The 18,861-nt window shown below is 36.2% G+C and carries 16 protein-coding genes; 3 read left to right on the top strand and 13 right to left on the bottom strand.

The genetic code is table 11. The annotated features are described in order from the left end of the window. Positions 1-141 precede the first annotated feature (141 nt). From ABC255_RS13695 to ABC255_RS13680, 4 genes are all read right to left on the bottom strand, one after another. A complete protein-coding gene (locus ABC255_RS13695; protein WP_412994253.1) occupies positions 142-1,443 on the bottom strand; it encodes an ABC transporter substrate-binding protein in 1,302 nt (433 codons plus the stop codon). A gap of 70 nt (positions 1,444-1,513) precedes the next feature. Further along, positions 1,514-3,067 (bottom strand): response regulator transcription factor, encoded by a 1,554-nt coding sequence (locus ABC255_RS13690; protein ID WP_412994251.1) that lies wholly within the window; start codon positions 3,065-3,067, stop codon positions 1,514-1,516. Between the two features lie 4 nt (positions 3,068-3,071). Then, positions 3,072-4,829, bottom strand: a complete 1,758-nt coding sequence (locus ABC255_RS13685) for a cache domain-containing sensor histidine kinase (protein ID WP_412994250.1) — start codon at positions 4,827-4,829, stop codon at positions 3,072-3,074. A 526-nt stretch (positions 4,830-5,355) separates the two neighbouring features. Further along, complete coding sequence (locus ABC255_RS13680; RefSeq protein WP_412994248.1) at positions 5,356-6,219, bottom strand: gamma-glutamylcyclotransferase family protein; 864 nt, start codon at positions 6,217-6,219, stop codon at positions 5,356-5,358. 275 nt (positions 6,220-6,494) lie between these two features. Here ABC255_RS13680 and ABC255_RS13675 point away from each other — a divergent pair, with 275 nt between their 5' ends. Further along, entirely contained in the window at positions 6,495-6,971 is a 477-nt protein-coding gene (locus ABC255_RS13675) for a GNAT family N-acetyltransferase (protein ID WP_412994246.1), read from the top strand. 154 nt (positions 6,972-7,125) lie between these two features. Here ABC255_RS13675 and mnmA read toward each other — a convergent pair whose 3' ends face one another. From mnmA to ABC255_RS13660, 3 genes are all read right to left on the bottom strand, one after another. Beyond that, positions 7,126-8,241: a tRNA 2-thiouridine(34) synthase MnmA gene (gene mnmA / locus ABC255_RS13670; RefSeq protein ID WP_412994245.1), complete on the bottom strand. Its 1,116-nt coding sequence runs from the start codon at positions 8,239-8,241 to the stop codon at positions 7,126-7,128. Between the two features lie 118 nt (positions 8,242-8,359). Then, entirely contained in the window at positions 8,360-9,205 is an 846-nt protein-coding gene (locus tag ABC255_RS13665) for an SIR2 family NAD-dependent protein deacylase (RefSeq protein ID WP_412994243.1), read from the bottom strand. Between the two features lie 25 nt (positions 9,206-9,230). After that, positions 9,231-10,115 (bottom strand): SIR2 family NAD-dependent protein deacylase, encoded by an 885-nt coding sequence (locus ABC255_RS13660; RefSeq protein WP_412994241.1) that lies wholly within the window; start codon positions 10,113-10,115, stop codon positions 9,231-9,233. A gap of 210 nt (positions 10,116-10,325) precedes the next feature. Here ABC255_RS13660 and ABC255_RS13655 point away from each other — a divergent pair, with 210 nt between their 5' ends. Further along, a complete protein-coding gene (locus tag ABC255_RS13655; protein ID WP_412994240.1) occupies positions 10,326-10,658 on the top strand; it encodes a winged helix-turn-helix transcriptional regulator in 333 nt (110 codons plus the stop codon). A 140-nt stretch (positions 10,659-10,798) separates the two neighbouring features. On the opposite strand, the gene ABC255_RS13650 is transcribed toward ABC255_RS13655, so the two are convergent. The 6 genes from ABC255_RS13650 to ABC255_RS13625 all read right to left on the bottom strand — a co-directional run bounded on the left by ABC255_RS13650 (position 10,799) and on the right by ABC255_RS13625 (position 17,789). Further along, positions 10,799-11,191: a YidH family protein gene (locus ABC255_RS13650; protein WP_412994238.1), complete on the bottom strand. Its 393-nt coding sequence runs from the start codon at positions 11,189-11,191 to the stop codon at positions 10,799-10,801. An 81-nt stretch (positions 11,192-11,272) separates the two neighbouring features. Next, complete coding sequence (locus ABC255_RS13645; RefSeq protein WP_412994236.1) at positions 11,273-12,667, bottom strand: MFS transporter; 1,395 nt, start codon at positions 12,665-12,667, stop codon at positions 11,273-11,275. Positions 12,668-12,739: 72 nt separating this feature from the next. Continuing rightward, positions 12,740-14,140, bottom strand: coding sequence for a glycoside hydrolase family 1 protein (locus ABC255_RS13640; protein WP_412998557.1), 1,401 nt, complete (start codon positions 14,138-14,140; stop codon positions 12,740-12,742). Between the two features lie 65 nt (positions 14,141-14,205). Continuing rightward, positions 14,206-16,071, bottom strand: coding sequence for a beta-glucoside-specific PTS transporter subunit IIABC (locus ABC255_RS13635; protein ID WP_412994235.1), 1,866 nt, complete (start codon positions 16,069-16,071; stop codon positions 14,206-14,208). Positions 16,072-16,337: 266 nt separating this feature from the next. Continuing rightward, entirely contained in the window at positions 16,338-17,180 is an 843-nt protein-coding gene (licT, locus tag ABC255_RS13630) for a BglG family transcription antiterminator LicT (RefSeq protein ID WP_412994233.1), read from the bottom strand. 168 nt (positions 17,181-17,348) lie between these two features. Further along, the gene (locus ABC255_RS13625; protein ID WP_412994231.1) at positions 17,349-17,789 is read right to left on the bottom strand and encodes an Lrp/AsnC family transcriptional regulator; all 441 of its coding nucleotides are present in this window, start codon (positions 17,787-17,789) and stop codon (positions 17,349-17,351) included. 121 nt (positions 17,790-17,910) lie between these two features. On the opposite strand from ABC255_RS13625, the gene ABC255_RS13620 reads away from it, so the two are divergent. Continuing rightward, on the top strand, positions 17,911-18,462 hold the full coding sequence (locus ABC255_RS13620; protein ID WP_412994230.1) for a cysteine hydrolase family protein: 552 nt from the start codon (positions 17,911-17,913) through the stop codon (positions 18,460-18,462). Positions 18,463-18,861: the final 399 nt, after the last annotated feature.

The following is an 18,861-nucleotide window of genomic DNA, read 5'->3' as shown; positions in this document are numbered from 1 at the left end:
CTTAATCAGAACAATTAAAATAACAGAGGTCTAGTATTAAAAAACATACTTATTCCAGAAGATTGAAAAATCCCTATCTAATTTTTAGACTACAAAAAAACCAGCACAATGGCTGGTTTACTCAATTAATTTCTATCTAGATTACTTATTCATTCCAAGAATCTTTTCTGCATGTTCTCTAAATAACTTTGCTCCATCTTCGGGCGAAATCTTCTTAAATATAATCTGTTCAGATATATCTTGCAATACTTTCATTACTTCTGCACTCCCCAATGGATCAGGAGGGTCGGATGCGCTTACATTTCGAGAAGCTTTTTCAACATAATCAAAGATTTTGGTTTCATCTTCTGCCAATTCGGGCTTGATGGCTTTGACAACCTTCAAAGATACAGGGACACCACGGTCACCTTTAATTAACCTATTGGCTTCTACGTTGTTGACAAAGAAATCGATGAACTTGGCAGCTTCTTCTTTTTGCTTTGAATTCTTAGGAATGGAAAAGAACATACTTGGTCTTAAAAATAAAGCTTTCTCTTTACCCTGCTCGGGTGGTAGATTAAGTGATAAAGAGCTTTGAGCCGCCTCGGCAAATGCTGAAAATTGATTGGACCAGTTCCAAGTTATTGCTGAATCTCCTGTAACAATAAATTCATCTTGAAGTCCTTTTATATGTGCCTCGACATCTGGAGTAGGGAAAGCCTTTGCCTCTACTAAGCGAAGCTGCCTCTCAAAGTAATCAATAAATAATTGGTCGTCTGAATAGCCTAGACCTTTACCATCTTCACTATAAAAACGCTTACCTTGTGTCCTTAAATAATATGGAAAAAATACTTGTGCTGGATTCATTCCATTTGTACCATACTCCCCTGTACCTTTTTGGACATCGAGTGCTATTTTTTCAAAGTCGTTCCAAGTCCAGTTCTCATCGTCCATTTTAATATCGGTTTCTTCTAACATATCATCATTTGTTATAACAGTAAGAACATTGGAACCAAGTGTGAAGCCATATAATTTATCGGCCATCAATCCACCGGAAATTGCATACTCATCGATTGAGCTAGTGTCAATCGTCCCATCTTCAATATACGGATTTATATCCTCAAGCAAATCTTTTTTACCATATTGAAACAGATAGGCTGTATCCATTTGAATGATGTCCGGCAGCTGACTGGCTGCAGCCATTGGAGCAAGCTTCTTCCAATAATCATCCCAGTTGGCATATTCAGCTACTATTTTTACATTTGGGTTTTTCTTCTCATACATTTCAATCACTTTCATTGTATAATCATGTCTTGGTTGCCCACCCCACCAGGCGACTCTAAGTGTCACTTTTTTATTTCCATTTACACCGCTACCTTCAGTATCCTCTTGACTGCTTGTACTGCATGCCGTGAGGGAAAGGAGTACTAGTAAACTTAATAATGACCAGCCAAACTTTCTCAAAATTTATCCCCCTTTTGCGAAAGAGCTTATACCATTCACTTTCCTGCTCTTTGCCAGCCGACCCCTAAATTCAGGTTGCTTTTCGATATTCAGATGGTGTATAGCCAGTGTATTTTTTAAAAACCTGGCTAAAATATTGTGGATTATCACCAAAGCCAATCATTTCCGCAAGTGTTACCATCTTTACATCGTCCATTTCCACGATAAGATCCACTGCCTTTTCAATTCTAAGCTTCGTAAGATAGGCTGAAAATCTTTGCCCCGTTTCTTGCCGAAACAGTTTACCCAGATAATCCGGATTCATATAAAGGATATTATTCGCTACCATTTTAAGGGAGAGATTAGGATTACCCAGATTCTCTTTCACAATGTCTATAACTTTACTAATAACGGAAACCTGTTTTGACTTAAACCTATTATAGTAGTCTATCGTTATTTTTTTCGCGGTTGTTTCGATATATTCTTGTATTTGCTGCACTGTTTCCATGCCCAACAATGCGGATGTCCCCATCAGGTAGGCTTGCATACTCTCTTTATCAACTGTCTGGACAATGGTCATGTAGAGCTGTATACAATAGGATTTTGTCATATGGATACCCATTCGCAAATCAGCCATTTTTTCAAATATACGAGTAAGTTCGTCACCAACATCCTTGATATGCCCTGATTTGATTTTTAAAACAATCTGCTGTTCATCCATGATAAAATCATTAGAGTAATCCGTATGAGCTGGTAATATATCTTTTTTGCTAATAATACTTCCCTCACCCAAATAAAAACGGTGTTCCAAACATTCGATTGCTTCACGGTAAAGACTTCTGACATTTTGGACTTTATCCCCATCACTTATGGCTACAGTGGTATCTCTTTTGTAGTATTGACGAAATAGTTCTCTTATTCTTCCAATTTGATCATGAAGTTTTTCTAAATTTTGATTATCTTCGATTAAAAAAAGCTCATATTCCCCAATATTGGTATTTAACAGGGGAGAAGTAAATATTTCTGCCCCAATATTTTTGATCGCAAACAAATGCTCATAAGAAAATTCACCTTCTAGTTTAAAAAGAATCAGCCTGACCTGTTTATTATTCATTTCAGTATCAAAAAGCAGCTGATAGAAGTATAAATCCTCATTTGAATGGCTTTTACTTAACAAGAATTCTGCTAGGTATTGTGCTTTCATATAGGGCCGAGCTTTTTCATATTTCTCCCGAAGTTGACGGATAAATGTATCCTGGTCATTTTTATCCCTTAATTCATTTAGTACATCCTGAAGCGCGGCAGTAATTTTCACCACATTACATGGCTTTAACAAATAATTTTTCACACCATAATGCATGGCAGTCCTCGCATATTCAAACTCACTGAATCCGGACAATAAAATAAATTTCACCGATGGAAAATTTTCGTAAACCTTCTTTACAAGACTAAGACCATCCATGCCAGGCATTCTGATATCACTGATAACAATGTCAGGCTCATTCTCGACAATTTTTTCATATGCCTCGATCCCATTTCTTGCCGTTGCCACAAGCTCCAAATCCAGTGCAGCCCAATCAATCGCACTGGAAATACCTTCGACAATAATCTTTTCGTCGTCTGCTAATAACACTTTGTATGCCATGGTATCACTCCGTTTGAAAAGGTAGAACTACTGTAATTGCGGTCCCTTTTCCTAAAAGATTTTCAATTCGTAAACCATACTGTTCTCCTGTGAAAAGCTTAATTCTATTATCAATATTATTTAGACCAATTCCTGTTCCTTTCGGCCTCATTATGCCCTCTTTTACTTTTTGGAGAATAAAGGGGTCTATGCCCGGACCATTATCTTCAACCCGAATAAAAAGCTTGTCTTGTTCCTGATAGGCTTGCAATTTAATCACAGACGTATAGATTGAAGTTTCAACTGCATGTTTAAATGAATTTTCAAGAAGCGGCTGTAAGATTAATTTAGGAATCTTACATTTCATATATTCTGAAGGGATATCTAATTGGAATTCCAGCCGATCGTCAAACCTGTATTTTTGAATCGTTAAGTAACTATTAACAATTTCAAGTTCTTCCTCGATCGTGATGATATCCTCTTTAAAATTTATCGAATTTCTCATCAAATTTCCAAGGGCTTCAACCATATTTGAAATCTGCTTCTGTTTGTTGATGATTGCCAGCCAATTGATAGACTCCAACGTATTGTACAAAAAATGGGGATTTATCTGGGACTGCAGTGCTTTAAATTCTGTTTCCTTAATTAAAAACTGCTTAGAATAATTCTCTTGAATCAACTCATCAATTCTTTGAATCATCGTTTTAAAATTCCGATATAGAATCCCCACCTCATCTTCATAAATCTTAGAGGGATTTAATGTATTTACGATCGTAAAGTTCCCGTTTTGAACTTTTTGCATGGTACCGGCCAATTCTAGAATTGGCTTCGTAATTCGACTTAGAAAATTAAAACTAAGTGAAATCAAAATAATGAACATCAATACAAAAACCAATACCAAAGAGTATTTTACAGCGGTAATCTTTGAAAACATCTTGTTAAATGGAATAATGCTCCAGTATGTCCAATCCTCAAAATCGGTTGTGAAATAATTAACAAAGAATCGTTGCCCATTGATTTTTTCAATTCCGTATCCTTGCTCATTCTTAGCAACAAAATTATACGTATTTAAATCTTCCATTCCTTTTTCAGAATAAAAAACGTGATTCCCATCTGAAATGACAATGTTTCCTGCCAAATCTCCAGTTGGTTTGGGTAAATCGCTTACAATTGTATCTAAATTAACACGAATCAGAAGTTTGCCGACGTTATCAAAGTTAAGGTTCTCATACGAACGGATTAGGCGGACGGAGGTTAAATTCCCATTATAGCCGTCTATCTCCATCCAATGGTTTTCTCCCTCATACTTTACTGCCTGGCTAAGAGCAAGCTCTTTTTCTGTCACGTTTAGCGGGTTACTGCTGGAACCGGCTAAAAATTCCCTTCCGGCAGAATCATACAGATAAATGGATTGTATATATTTCTCAGAACCAACATATTTCACTAAGGCATCTTCCAATTCCTGTTCGAGCCGGTAAAAGTCATATTTCTCTACATTTCCTTGCAGCTCTATTAAGATTCTTTGAATGTTCGGATCGACTGCTATTTCATAGCTTACTACTTCGACTTGTTTAAGTTTCTCTTCTATGCTGTTCGAAGACATCATCAACACTTGTGAGGATTTTGCATAAATTTGCTCATCATAAAGGGAAAATGCATAGCGAATGCCTCCTAGGACAAACACCAATGCGGTCACCATAATCAATGAAATGGTTATAAAAAGCTTAACATTCAGCTTTGAATTGTTGTAGATATTCGTAAAGTAGAACCAAATCTTTTTCATGTTAGTTATAAAGCTCCTCAAACTACTTTCTTATTTTATCATAATAAAAATAACAAATGGTTCCCACAAAATAACCGACATCATTGTTTAAAAAACAGTGAAATCAGATACTACAAAATTCGGAATAATGACTTTCTATTAAAAATAAAGCAGAAAAATGAAACCCACCAACTCATTTATATACGAACATTCTATCGAACGGGTTTCCACAAGTCTAGGTTTTTTATAGTGGCGTATACAATAATAAAAATTGGGTGGTGACACGTTCTCACCACCCAATCGGTTAGGTACCAATGACTCGGAACATTATCTTCTTAGATTAGTTTACGGATACGATTAATACGGAATCGTTACCGTCAACCCTACTTTTCCTTGTTCATGGGCACGATTCAGAGTGAATCGTTACCGCTAACCCCACTTTTCCTTGTTCATGGGCACGATTCGGAGCGAATCCTTACCTCTATCTCCACTTATCCTCGTTTACGGGCACGATTCCGAACGGATGGTTTAAATATCCTGCACTTTCTCATATTTTTATATTAAAACATTCCTTCAATTGTTTTCTAATTTTCCCCATATAATCCGCACTCAGAAATCCGTTGCCTCCTCGAAGTATTTCTACGATATAATGTTCAGGTGGTGCTGTTTCCGGATCCTTATCTACGACAACAAATGTAAGTATGTTTGTAAGTTGCCTGCCATTTACAGTGATATCGATTACTGCAGGACGATAGCAGCCTGCATTTACACCTTCTCGTCGATATAAATATGATAGCGCCTCTTGTGGTATTTCATAGACCTTACCTTCAACCGTCCCAGCTACCTCGACGATGTCAGCACGACCTCCGTCATGGGCTCTTCTCGTAAAACGTAAATGATAATTATCCAAAATGCCTCTACCAATTACTTTTTGAAAATAGTGGTTAACTCCTGCTGATTTGAATCTTTCTGCGTCCATACAGCTGCCATAGGCAAAATAAAATAGGGACTGTTTTTGTTTCAATAGTTGATTGACGCTCCAGTCTCCGTTCTTTATCTCATTCAAATTTGGTTTTACCTTTTCATTTGGAAGTATATAAACAAATGCTTCATAACACTCTTTATCTGTATAAATATCCTGTTTTGTTCGAACATAGTAATTATTATGGTTAGTGCCATAGTAACCCTCAAGTGTATCCAGTTCCTTAAGCTGTAGCTGATCCACCTGATAAAGCTCTCCGTAAACTCTGCCACTAGCGGATGGTACTAAATAGGGATATCCGTTCTCTGAATCTATTAGCTTTCCAACAGTCCAGCACTGACTTGCTATACAAGTCACACCATTCAATAGGTAATGATTTCTTTGATGTTTTCTTAATGTTCCATATACGAAAACCATATATTTTTCCACTGAACTTCACTCCTTACATTTGATAAACTACCGATTTTCCTTAATGTCCATTCTAAATTTCTGCTGTCTTGAAATACTACAGATATTAACTTAATCGTATCATAACTGGTTTCTACGATGGTCTCAGTATATAAAAAACAAGATGACAGTCCTGTCATCGTTATTTTTCTCAGCATCTACATCAGCAAGTTGAGATATGATAATATTTAATTTGGGTTAAGCAACCTATAGTGGAATGTATGAAACCTATCAGAACTATTTGAAGGAGATACTATATGATTATTCGAGAAATTAAAAAAGAGGACAATGCAAAAATAAAAGAAATCATACAAGATTCATTAAAATCACTTGGATTAGCGATTCCTGGAACAGCTTATTTTGACCCTCAACTTAACGACCTGCACCACTTTTATAATAATTTAAAACATGCAAGGTATTGGGTAGTAGAATTGGAAGGAGAAGTAGTTGGTGGAATAGGTATAGCACCGTTTATCGAACTTGATAAGATTTGTGAATTGCAAAAGCTTTATTTAAATACAAAAGCACAAGGCCTCGGACTAGGAAAGAAGCTAATGGAAACAGCATTGTCATTTGCCTCTAAACATTACAAAAAATGCTACTTAGAAACAACGCATGAATTAAAAACTGCATGTGTATTATATGAAAAATATGGATTTAAACTTTTAGATGAACCACTATCGGGTTCTGACCATTCTGCTATGAATGCGTGGTATTTAAAAGATTTGAATTAAACAATAGAGATTCCTTAAATCAAATATTATTAGAAATTTATATACAGAGTGTTAAGCCGAATGTAAAAAGAAAATTATCAATTAGGTAGTTGCTAAGGCAACTACCTCATTTTTTATCATTTTTAACCTTCAAATAACTAGTTATACTTATTCTTCACCCTACATAGGTTAATTGTTTGCCTTCACGATACAATTGGCTTATAATTCCACCGCCGAGGCATTCATCTCCTTGATAGAATACAACTGCTTGTCCAGGAGTTACTGCACGAATCGGTTCGTGGAAAGTGACTCTAACTTTGGCATCATCCAGCCATTCTACCGTTACTTTACTGTCTTGTTGACGATAGCGGAATTTTGCCATACATTCAAAAATATCAGTTATAGCCCCCTTTGAAATCCAGCTTACATTATCAGCAATAATGCTGTCTGAATATAACATTTCATGATGGAAGCCTTGTCCAACATAAAGAACATTCCTTTCCATATCCTTACCAATTACAAACCAAGGATCGCCGTTTCCTCCAATCCCCAATCCATGTCTCTGTCCGATGGTATAGTACATTAATCCATCATGATGTCCGATAACTTTGCCATCTAATGTTTCCATATTCCCCTTTTGGGCAGGCAAAAAACCACTTAAAAACTCCTTAAAGTTTCGTTCACCAATGAAGCAGATTCCTGTACTGTCTTTTTTGGATGCTGTCGCCAAATTAGCCTCGGCAGCTATTTCCCTTACTTTTGGTTTTTCCATATCGCCAATCGGGAATAACACCCTACTTAACTGCTCATCGGTTAATTGATTTAGAAAATAAGTTTGATCCTTATTATCATCTTTCCCTCTTAACATGCGTAACCTTCCGTTTACTCTGTCCACTCGAGCATAATGTCCTGTAGCCACAAAATCGGCTCCAAGGCTCATGGCATAATCTAAAAATGCCTTGAATTTGATTTCCTTATTGCATATTACATCAGGATTCGGCGTTCTTCCCGACTTATATTCCTTCAAGAAGTAGGTGAATACCTTGTCCCAATACTGCTTTTCAAAATTCACGGAATAATAAGGAATATCAAGTTGATTGCAAACGCGGATAACGTCCTCGTAGTCTGCTGTAGCCGTACAAACACCAAATTCGTTCGTATCGTCCCAGTTCTTCATGAATATTCCAATTACTTCATAACCTTGCTCTTTCAGGAGCAGTGCAGCAACGGAAGAATCGACCCCGCCTGACATTCCTACAACTACACGTGTGTCTTTTGGTGATTTATCCATTTCGTTTCATCCTATCTATTAATCAATACTTACTATTGACAATCGTAATCTCAGTTACCAGGTTACTTCCTTTATACTCTATAAAACACCCATACCATGTTAGTATGATAAAAGTAGTTTATTTCATCTGAACCAATTGATGTAATACTTCCGTAATATCCCCATCAAAACCAATGGATTTAGCAGCAATTACATCTGGAATGTAAAGCTCGCTGCCTCTATTAAAAGTAATGTAGGTAGCATTTTCCTCATGATTGGTTACATTCATAAATGGGGCTTTAATTATTCGGTTTCTGGCACCCACGCCTAGTTCCAGCAGAACTAACTTTTTGCTATGGGCTTTCTCGATAAAGTCCTGATAAGCCTGATAGCTTATTTGCCAGGTCTGATCTCTTAGAAAGTTCCGATCGACTTCGACATGGACTTGCATTTGGCCGCCACAATCAGGACACTTAGGAATAAGATCCGAAGGAACTTTTCCGTTCTCTTGGTATCCAGCCATTTTGCTTAGGACATCGTCGCCTGGATAAATTCGATTATGGCAACCAAGAGAGCATTGAAGATTCCGGCAATTGCCTTCTATTTCGAAGAGGCGTTCCTTTGGAAAACCTGCCTGTGTAAAATGAGCATCTATATTAGAGGTAACCACAAAGTAATTTTTATCTTTCACTAGTTCATAAAGGTTCTTCATTACCGAACTTGCTTCTCTGCCTATTAAAAAATATTCGTACATACGGCTGAAGTAAGCCCACTTTTCTTCCTCTGAAGGATATAGAAAGAAGCATCCCTGGATGATGCTGTGAAAACCATACTTTTCACGAAAATCACCAAAATTCTCCCGGAAAGATGAATCATCCGCAAAGATATGAATGCCTTCCGAAATGGAAAGGCCGTTACTAGCGCCGATTATAATCGCGTCAGCTTCTTCTATTTTTGTTAAAACATTACGATATTTCTCTTTCATGTGATCCTCCATATTATTGATTTTGTCAAACCGCATTTTGTTTCCTTTCTTTTTGCTGTTTAGCCAGAACATCTCGTAGTACTTGCGCTATATCTTCATGAACAGCGAGTCCCTTACCCTTCAGTTCCCCCGGCAACAAGTTGTGCTCCGGATTTGGATTGATGGTAATATAGTAGGCGTCCGGCCAACTGTAAGTCATATTCCAGAAGGGTTCCTTGATGAACATCGGAGTCATTAGACCGACGCCCAACTCTAAAAAGAGAACTTTCTTATGTTGATTTTCTAATAGAAATTCACGATATTTTTTATGCTCTTCTCTATATTTGGCTCCTTCCAAAAATACAAAGGAACGTACCCACAGTTCCATAGGGCCGCCGCACTCCGGGCACTTTGGAACCATGCTGGATGGAATCCTTGTCCCTTCGATGTGGGTACACAGTTCCTTTGCCTGTTCCGCATAAGGATAAACCCCGTCGTGACAGCGACTACTACACTGTAGATATGTCCAGTTACCCTGAATGGCACTGACTTTTTCTTCTGAGAACTCTTGTAAAAATTGGGTATCTTGATTTGTCGTAAGAATATAATAGTTTTTACCACTTAGTATTTGATTTAAATCCTTATAAGGCTGGCCGATGGGGACCTCCGCTACAAAGTTGATCAAAGTAGCAAGATATGCCCACCGTTCTTCTTCAGTGCGAAAGCGATAGTAAAAGCCTCCAAAGATGCTGTCGATCCCATATTTTTCAGCAAATGCATTAAAATATTTTCGAAAATTTTCATCATCTCGATACCAGTTATATCCTGCTGCCGAAGACATACCGGCGGCACCGCCAACCACAATCGCCTCTGCTTCTCGGATTTTATTTCGTAATGTATCTATGTTGTCTTGATATTGTTGTAATAACATACTTTATTTGTCCTCCTAAAGATTTTTCTTCGTAGTTGAAAAACATTCACTTTTTAGCACCTCTCTCCAAACTTGAATCCAGAGGTGTATATATTTCTTCAGGTTCACTCCCATCCTTTACTTGGATTTGAATGTATTATATAGTCGATATAGAACCATAAACAAGTATGCACTTTTCTGACGCATACTATCTAGGAGGATAGTGTAAAGATGAAAAACAAAGTTAGTGTTGCTGATAGCCAAGAGACTTTTTTTGGCTATACGCTTTCTATTATCAACGGTAAATGGAAGCTGCTAATTATTTACTATTTATCACAAAATGGTGCGGTACGTTATAATGAACTACAGCGTATGATAGGTCAAATAACTTATAGAACTCTCAGTTCGACATTAAAGGAAATGGAGAGTGATGGCTTAGTTCATCGAAAGGAATATCCACAAATCCCTCCAAAGGTCGAATATAGCCTTACCGAAAAAGGGCAAACCCTCTGGCCAATTATCCAAGAAATGTGCCAATGGGGAGAGCATAATAAAGAAAAATAAATGTGAGATAACAAGTAAAAAGGTATAACACCTCAAAATGGAGAGAATTATACCTTTTTTGCTTTTTTATGCTTTTGTATTTTTGTTATCTGATCCTATATTTACTTCTTCTAACGGTACTTCTTCAATTAATACCCGTTTTATAATCTAAATAATAAAAAAGAAAGATACATAAAAATCAGAAAAACCAAAAGTGAAAATAAAATAGAAACAAATATAATTGAATAGTTAGACGGAATAAATATGCCTTCTTGAATTTCCCTTCTTTTCCTTGTGTAATGGATAGTAGACATAACAGCCGTTATAAAGCCAACCACACAAGCGAAAATACCTAGAAATATCGCCAAATTATTAATAGCAGAATTGGAACTGATTTTAATAGTAAAATGTAAAGATGTTGTTAAGAAACCAACACCTGTAATCGAAATAGCAGTCCGAATCCATGCCAGATATGTTCTTTCATTTGCTAAATGTTGCTGAGCATATTTAACACTGTCTTCTGTTCTTTCTTTGATTATTTTTAAAGCTTCCATATTGAGCAAATTCTCCTTTGCATGAGAGAAAAAATAGCCACTAGATAGTCTTACTAGTAGCTACTGGAATGAAAAAACAATTTAAATGTTAGCAGATTTATTAAGCGCGGAAGTTCGTTTTACAACTTGTTTATTTGTTGTGACGAGTATCCCTGCTAACAATATTACGGACACAACAATTAAAATGATTGTCATCCAATTAAGATTGGTATCAGTGACTCCAGTTGCAAACATTACACCAAATACACTGGAAGCAAGGATATTACCGATAAATCTTGACATCAAAAATAGACCTGAAGCTGTACCGGTTTCTGCTTTAGATACAAATGAATAGAGCAGGGTTTGTAAACCAATATTTAACATACCATTGCTAAATCCAATGATGGATAACACGATAAAAATCCAGTAAAGTGGAGAGCTATGGTTGATTGTCATTAAAAGGACAACACCCACTACTCCGATAATGACTCCTGTAAGTAACGGTATTTTATATCCTGACTTTTCGATCCAGCGCGTCGCAAGTGGTGTACTAATAATTGAAAATATCGACAGCGAGAGCATAATAATACCCGTTAACTTAGCGCTCAGCATGAATACAGATTGTAAATACATCGGTATTGAAAGCAACATGGCAAAGAAGATCAATGTTGCAAAAATGTATTGAATATATAGTAGTGAAATGTTGAGATTTTTCTTTAAGAACAGTACATCTATAAAAGGCTCTACTTTCCTTTTTTCAAAGTAGTAAAATAAAAATGTTAACGCAATGGAACCTATTAATGCCCATATGCTTAAACCACTTTTTAATGTTTGTAAAAAATAAATCCATAAAGAAATCATACAACTGAAAATAATGATCCCCATACCATCCCACTTGAATGTTTTGGTCGGTATCTTTTCATCTCGAGGAATGAAAAAGGAGCCCAGGACGGCAGAAATAATGATAATCGGAAAATTAACATAAAAGATCACATGCCATCCGCCCTGCTGAATTAACAGTCCGCTGATTGTTGGTCCAAATGCTGCCGAGGTGGTAGCACATACAGTTAGTGCGCCGATCACTCTATTTTGATTTTTTTCAATATAGGAACGAACAATTCCCATTCCGGCAGGATATAAAGCGGATGTTCCAATTGCCTGTATCGCTCGCATTCCTAGAAGAAACGTCATATTTTGGGATAATGGGGCAGCAAAGGAAGAAATACTGACCAATAGTAGTCCAGACAGAAATATTTTTTTCCTTCCATATAAATCGCTCATTTTTCCAATAAGCGGTAAGAAAATCGCACAAACAATAAAATAAGAAGCGATTAACCATGTAATATCTTTTGATGTAAGTAAAAACTCATTTTTTATCTCTGGCAATGCAACTGTAATCATAGATGTATTTAATGGGTTTAAAATAATTCCAAACGCGATAGCAGCGATTAATAAATTTTGATTTTTAACGAGTGAAACATTTTTTGCGAGTGACAAGAATCATACATCTCCTTCTGAGATGAACACTATTTATTTATAAGTATCTCAATCTCTTTTAGCACCATAAATCTATAAAATTTCCCCATTTGACTCAATAACCTTTTTATACCAATAAAAGGAATCCTTTTTTATTCTTTTAAACGTGCCATTTCCGTTATCATCCACATCCACATAAATAAAGCCATATCTTTTTTTCATTTCACCTGTACTAGCAGCAATGATATCGATTGGTCCCCACATTGTGTATCCCATGACAGGAATACCATCAATTTCAATCGCTTTTTTCAACTCTAATAGGTGATCTCTTAAATAATCTATACGATATGAATCATGGACACCTCCGTCTCCTTCAACTTTATCGACTGCTCCTAAACCATTCTCTACAATCATTAAAGGTATTTGATAACGATCATATAAAAGATTTAATAAGTAACGGAGACCCATCGGATCTATTCCCCATCCCCAATCGCTCATTTGTAAGTGAGGGTTTTTGTAACCTGTTTTAACACCATTTAATCCGTTAAAAACTAAAGGAGAATTTTTTCCTACGACATGAGTCATGTAATAACTAAATGATAAGAAATCAACCTTACCATTCTTCAACTCTTCTAAATCACCATCTTGAATAGGCAAAGTAATTCCTTCACGTTCAAATTCCTTTAATTTATAAGCAGGATAATAGCCGCGACATTGAACATCACTATAAAATAGCATCTTATGCATGAAATCACTAGTTCTTTGCATATCTTCTGGATCACAAGTAGCTGGATATGCAACGTGACCGTTATACATCATCCCAACTTTATTATTGGAATCAATTTCATGCGCCATTTGGACAGCCTTTGCACTGGCCAAAAATTGATGGTAGGCCGCTGTCATACGAACTTGCTCACTTTCAGAATTTACTCCGCTAGCCATCCAAGGTTTTGTTGACATAACATTAATTTCATTAAAAGTCAGCCAATATTTAACTTTACCTTTGTACCGTTTAAAAAGTGTCTCGCAATAACGCAAGTAAAAGTCTACTACTTTACGATTCTCCCATGAACCGTACTTTAGTAATCCTAACGGTGTTTCAAAATGAGAAATTGTTACAACAGGCTCTATTCCTGCTTGAAGGCAGGTATCAAAAACATCGTCGTAATGCTTTAATCCTTCTTCATTTGGTATTTCTTCATCCCCATTTGGGAAAATTCTAGACCAAGCAATGGACATGCGATAACATTTGAATCCCATTTCAGCAAACAGTGCGATATCTTCCTTGAAACGGTGATAGTGATCGACCGCCTTGTGACTTGGGTAATACCTTCCATCAATGACTCCATCTGTAATTCCCCTTGGAATACCATGTTCCGCAACTGTCATCACATCTGCAGTGCTTAATCCTTTGCCATCAGCTAAAAAAGCACCTTCACATTGATTAGCGGCAGTTGCACCGCCCCATAAAAAATCTTTCGGAAAACCCATCATTTTAAAATTCCTTCCTTTCATCATATGGATTGGATGCCCTTACGAGCACCCAATCCCGACCATTTTTAAGCTAATTTAAGGATAGCTTCTCCTGCTTGAACTTCTCTTCCCGTAATACTAAGAATATCTGTATAATCAGCTGAATTTGTCACAATAAATGGTGTAATAACTTCATATCCTTCTTCTTTTATTCCTTCAATATTAAACTCTAATAGTAAGTCACCTTTTTTAACGGATTGTCCCTTTGTCACCTTCGGCGTATAATGGCGACCTCCTAATTTGACTGTATCTATTCCGACGTGAATCAGAATTTCTGATCCATTTTCACCTGTAATGCCAACTGCATGATGTGTATCAAAGAAGGCTGTTACGGTTCCATCAATAGGTGCAAATACTTTTCCTTCTTCCGGAATAATTGCTACACCTTTTCCTAAAATTCCCTCTGAGAATACAGCGTCATCTACTTCTTTAAGTTCAACTGCTCTCCCTCTGATAGGCGAATAGATTACATCATCCGAAATAACTTCTTTTTTGGTTTCAGATTTGTTTTCCATGGATTCTTCAACTGGATCTTCAATGCCAAGGATATATGAAACAATAAATGCTGTAACAAACGATATACCACAACCAATAGATGCATAAATTAAATTTGAAAATCCGTCCGGTCCAATATAACTAGGCAATGAAAAAAGACCTGGAGCAACTTGAGCGTATCTTCCTACACCCATAATTCCTATAAACAGACCTCCAACCCCGCCACCAATCATCGCAGCAATTAATGGTCTTTTGAATCTTAAACTAATACCATACATGGCGGGTTCTGTAATACCAATTACCGCTGTAATCCCAGCCGAAGAAGCTAATTGTTTAATATCTTTATTCTTTGTACGAAGTGCGACAGCCAATGATGCTGCACCTTCCGCAATATTTGAAACCATCATCCCTGGACCTGCAACTGTATCAATGCCTCTAGTTGCAAGCATACTCATACCGATAGGAATAATACCGTAATGCATACCTGTCATGACCAAAAATGGCGTAAATGTACCCACTAACATTGGAACGAGCCAGCTGACATGAGTGTTGAGAAAATTTATAACCGCTCCAAGTCCTAGACCAAGATTATTACCTAAAGGTCCAATCACAATCAAAGTCACTGGTGCTACAACAATTAAAGTTAGCAAAGGAGCAATCATTTGCTTCATAGAACTTGGCACAATCTTATCAAAAAAAGGTTCTACATAAGACATTAACCAGACAGCCAAAATGATTGGTATAACGGATGTCGCATATGAAACAAGAGGGACTGAAATACCAAGGAAATGTAATCCTGTTTCTGCCTCTTTTGCCGCACCCACCATTGAGATAAACATAGGATGCACTAAAATACCACCAATTGCCATTGCCATATATTGATTAACATTAAACTTTTTTGCAGCAGAGACCGCTAAAAGTATAGGTAAAAAATAAAATGCTGCATCCGCAATAAAACTCAAGAACCGATAACTTTCAGATTCAACGGTTATCCACTTAAGTGCGATTAATAATGCCAGTAATGCTTTTAACATTCCAGCACCAGCAATAGCTGGAATAATAGGGAAGAAGCACCCGGCAATGGTGTCTAATACTTTTGCAACAACACCTTTTTTCTCCTCGTCTTTTGTATCACTGCTACTTGCATCACTAAGATTTCCTAATTTGACAAGCTGTTTATATACATTGGAAACCTCATTTCCAATAATGACTTGATATTGTCCTCCTTTGTTGACCACACCAACAACACCCTTTGTGTTTTTTATTGCTTCGGTGTCTGCCTTCTTGTCGTCTTTTAAATTAAACCGTAGACGTGTTGCACAGTTTCCAACTGATGAAACATTTTCTTTTCCGCCAACTTTTTCTAAAATGGTAGCTGCTAGATTTTTATAATCCATTTTATTTCCCCCTGTTTTAATTTCCTGATAAATTTTCAAAAATAAAACCCACCAGCAAAGGAAAGAAATCAACATATGATTCCTTTCGTTTACTGGTGGGTAAAGCCTTTCGTAACAATCCCACATCGTAAATCCACTATTTATTATTTTGCTTTTCACAAAAATAAAACCCACCAGTTATAGAAGGAAATCAACGTAGGATCCCATTTCTTTAACTGGTGGGTATAGCCTTTCGTAACAATCCCACATAGCAAAACCTATTTATTTTATGCACTTTCTCCTATCACTCTTCTAATGTGGATAGCAAGATAAATAAGTTCATCTTCTGTCAATTCACAATTGAGTTCTTTTTGAACATATTCTTCAATCCGTTTGGCACATTTATATTCATTCGGATACTTTGTTTTAATCACATCTAAAAAACCTAGGTCTTCTTTGATACTATCTTTTCCTTTAGATAATCTTCTAACAAAGTATTTAATATGTGTCCAAAACCTGTCATAGTGTATCGAACTCTCATTAAGTTCTATACCGTAATGGTATTTAACTATATCGAGTATTTTCTTTTGTCTACGAATCATTTCCATCGTTTCCTGGATCTTTACGTTATCATCCATTTGCGCATTGACTAAATGTAATGCGATAAATCCAGCCTCTGAATCATTAAGTTTTACACCATGTCGCTTTTCAATAATTTTCAATGCTTCCTTACCGATTAGATATTCATGATTATAAAACCTACTGATTTCCCATAATAAAGCATTTCTTACTACTTTCCCTTTTTTAGCACGATCAATTGCATGGTATATATGATCGGTTAGACCTAACCAAATCGTATCATCTAACTTTTTATCTAAGGAATTGATTGCATATTTAACGATTTCATTTGTCGTTTGAACATATGTGTAAGGAATATTAGACAGTAATACTTCTAGGTAATTACTATTCTCTTCTCCTTCAATCACATAAATTCTTTCTATCAGCGTTTCATCAATGAAATCATCTCTCTGCTTTTTAAAACCAAGACCTTTTCCCATCACAAGGGCTTCTTTACCATCTTTATAGGAACGAACTAAATTATTGTTGATAACCTTATCTATCTTCATCATTTTCATTTGCCTCCAAGGTTACACAATAAAACATGAAACCATTCTAGCAACAAAAATCAGTATAGCCTGCCTGACAGTAACTATCCAATTAATTTGATAATGTTATTTTATCTTCGTCTGAAAACGATGTCAACTACTTATTTTTGCAATTTCAGTAAACGTTTTATATCATCTGGCAGTCAAAGGATTTTGTTGTTTAGTCTCTTGTATGGATAGATACAAAGTGTAGTTCCCATAATCAAGAATCTTATTAAGAAATAGATTCAATGTTTCTTGTGAATCAACTTTTATTTTTAAATGGTAACAGCCTTCTCCTGAAACTCGGTGAGCTTCAACTACCTCATTACGATCATTTATAAAACGTATAAACGAATCGTGGTTTGCTGTTTTCATATAAATAATGACGAACGCTGTAAAAAATAGTCCTAATTTCATTTCATCAACAATTAGTGAGTATGCTTTAATGACACCACTATCTTCGAGTTTTTTAATACGATTTCCGACTGCTTGTCCCGTCATATGAATTTGTTCACCTAGGTCTTTCCATTGAATACGTGAATTTTGGGATAGTAACCGAAGAATCTGAAAATCAATATTATCAAGTTCCATATTAAATTCCTTTCACCATGAAATGCTTTGAGTCAAAAGTGTTTCATCAAAGTATCGAACAAAATCAAGATATTTTATATCATCATACTTGTAATAAAAATTTTTTAATGAGGTGGATAAAATGAGTACAGCTTTAATCATTGTCGATATACAAAACGACTATTTTCCAAATGGAAAGATGGAGTTAATCAATCCTGATAAAGCAGCCGCTAATGCTGCTAAAGTTCTTAATTGGTTTAGACAAAATAACAAAGATCATATTTTTCATGTTCAGCATATCGCAAGTAGTCCTGAATTAGGCTTCTTTCTTCCAAATACAGAGGGAGTTGAACTACATGAAACCGTTCTGCCATTAGAACACGAAAATATTATCGTAAAAAATTTCGCTAACAGCTTTTTAAAGACTGATTTAGAAAGCAAATTAAGAGCAAAAGGTGTAAACAAGGTAGTGGTTGTAGGTATGATGACACATATGTGTATTGATGCAACCGTTAGAGCTGCAGTGGATCTAGGCTTTGAAACTACACTTATTGAAGATGCATGTGCGACAAGGGATTTATCATATCAGAATAAGGTTGTTCCAGCAGAACAGGTTCATTTTGCGTTTGTCAGCGCACTTCAAGGTATGTATGCAAATGTAATTTCGACCGCGGATTTCCTGCAACGAAACTAACACCATTTTGAAGGACATATCATTCATATAATGGGAGTTTGTTTAAAAACAAGCTCCCTTCTTGCTGATGTATAATCAAACCCGTTTACGTAATAGTTTGCGCTTTCCTCAAATTCCCCATCCATAATATCTTTGTGTACTTGTTGAGAATCCTTCCTGATACGCCCCAAATCCGGTGGTGTATATTCTTGGATTTGAAAGTATTATATAGTGGATATAGTTTTCCAAACAGTACGCACTTTCTTGACACATACTATCTAGGAAGATAGTGTAATGATAAGTGAATTCATAGAAATGGTGCTTATAACCATATAACAATCTACTTATCTTTGTTTATTATCAACCCTTTTTAACGTATCTGCTTAAATATGATAAAGAGCCTCTCCCTAAGGAAAGGCT

The organism is Neobacillus canaveralius (genome assembly GCF_047237705.1).
Classification (GTDB): domain Bacteria; phylum Bacillota; class Bacilli; order Bacillales; family Cytobacillaceae; genus Neobacillus; species Neobacillus niacini_K.
Note: the sequence above shows the minus strand (reverse complement) of the source record. Positions and strands in the feature narration are given on the sequence as shown.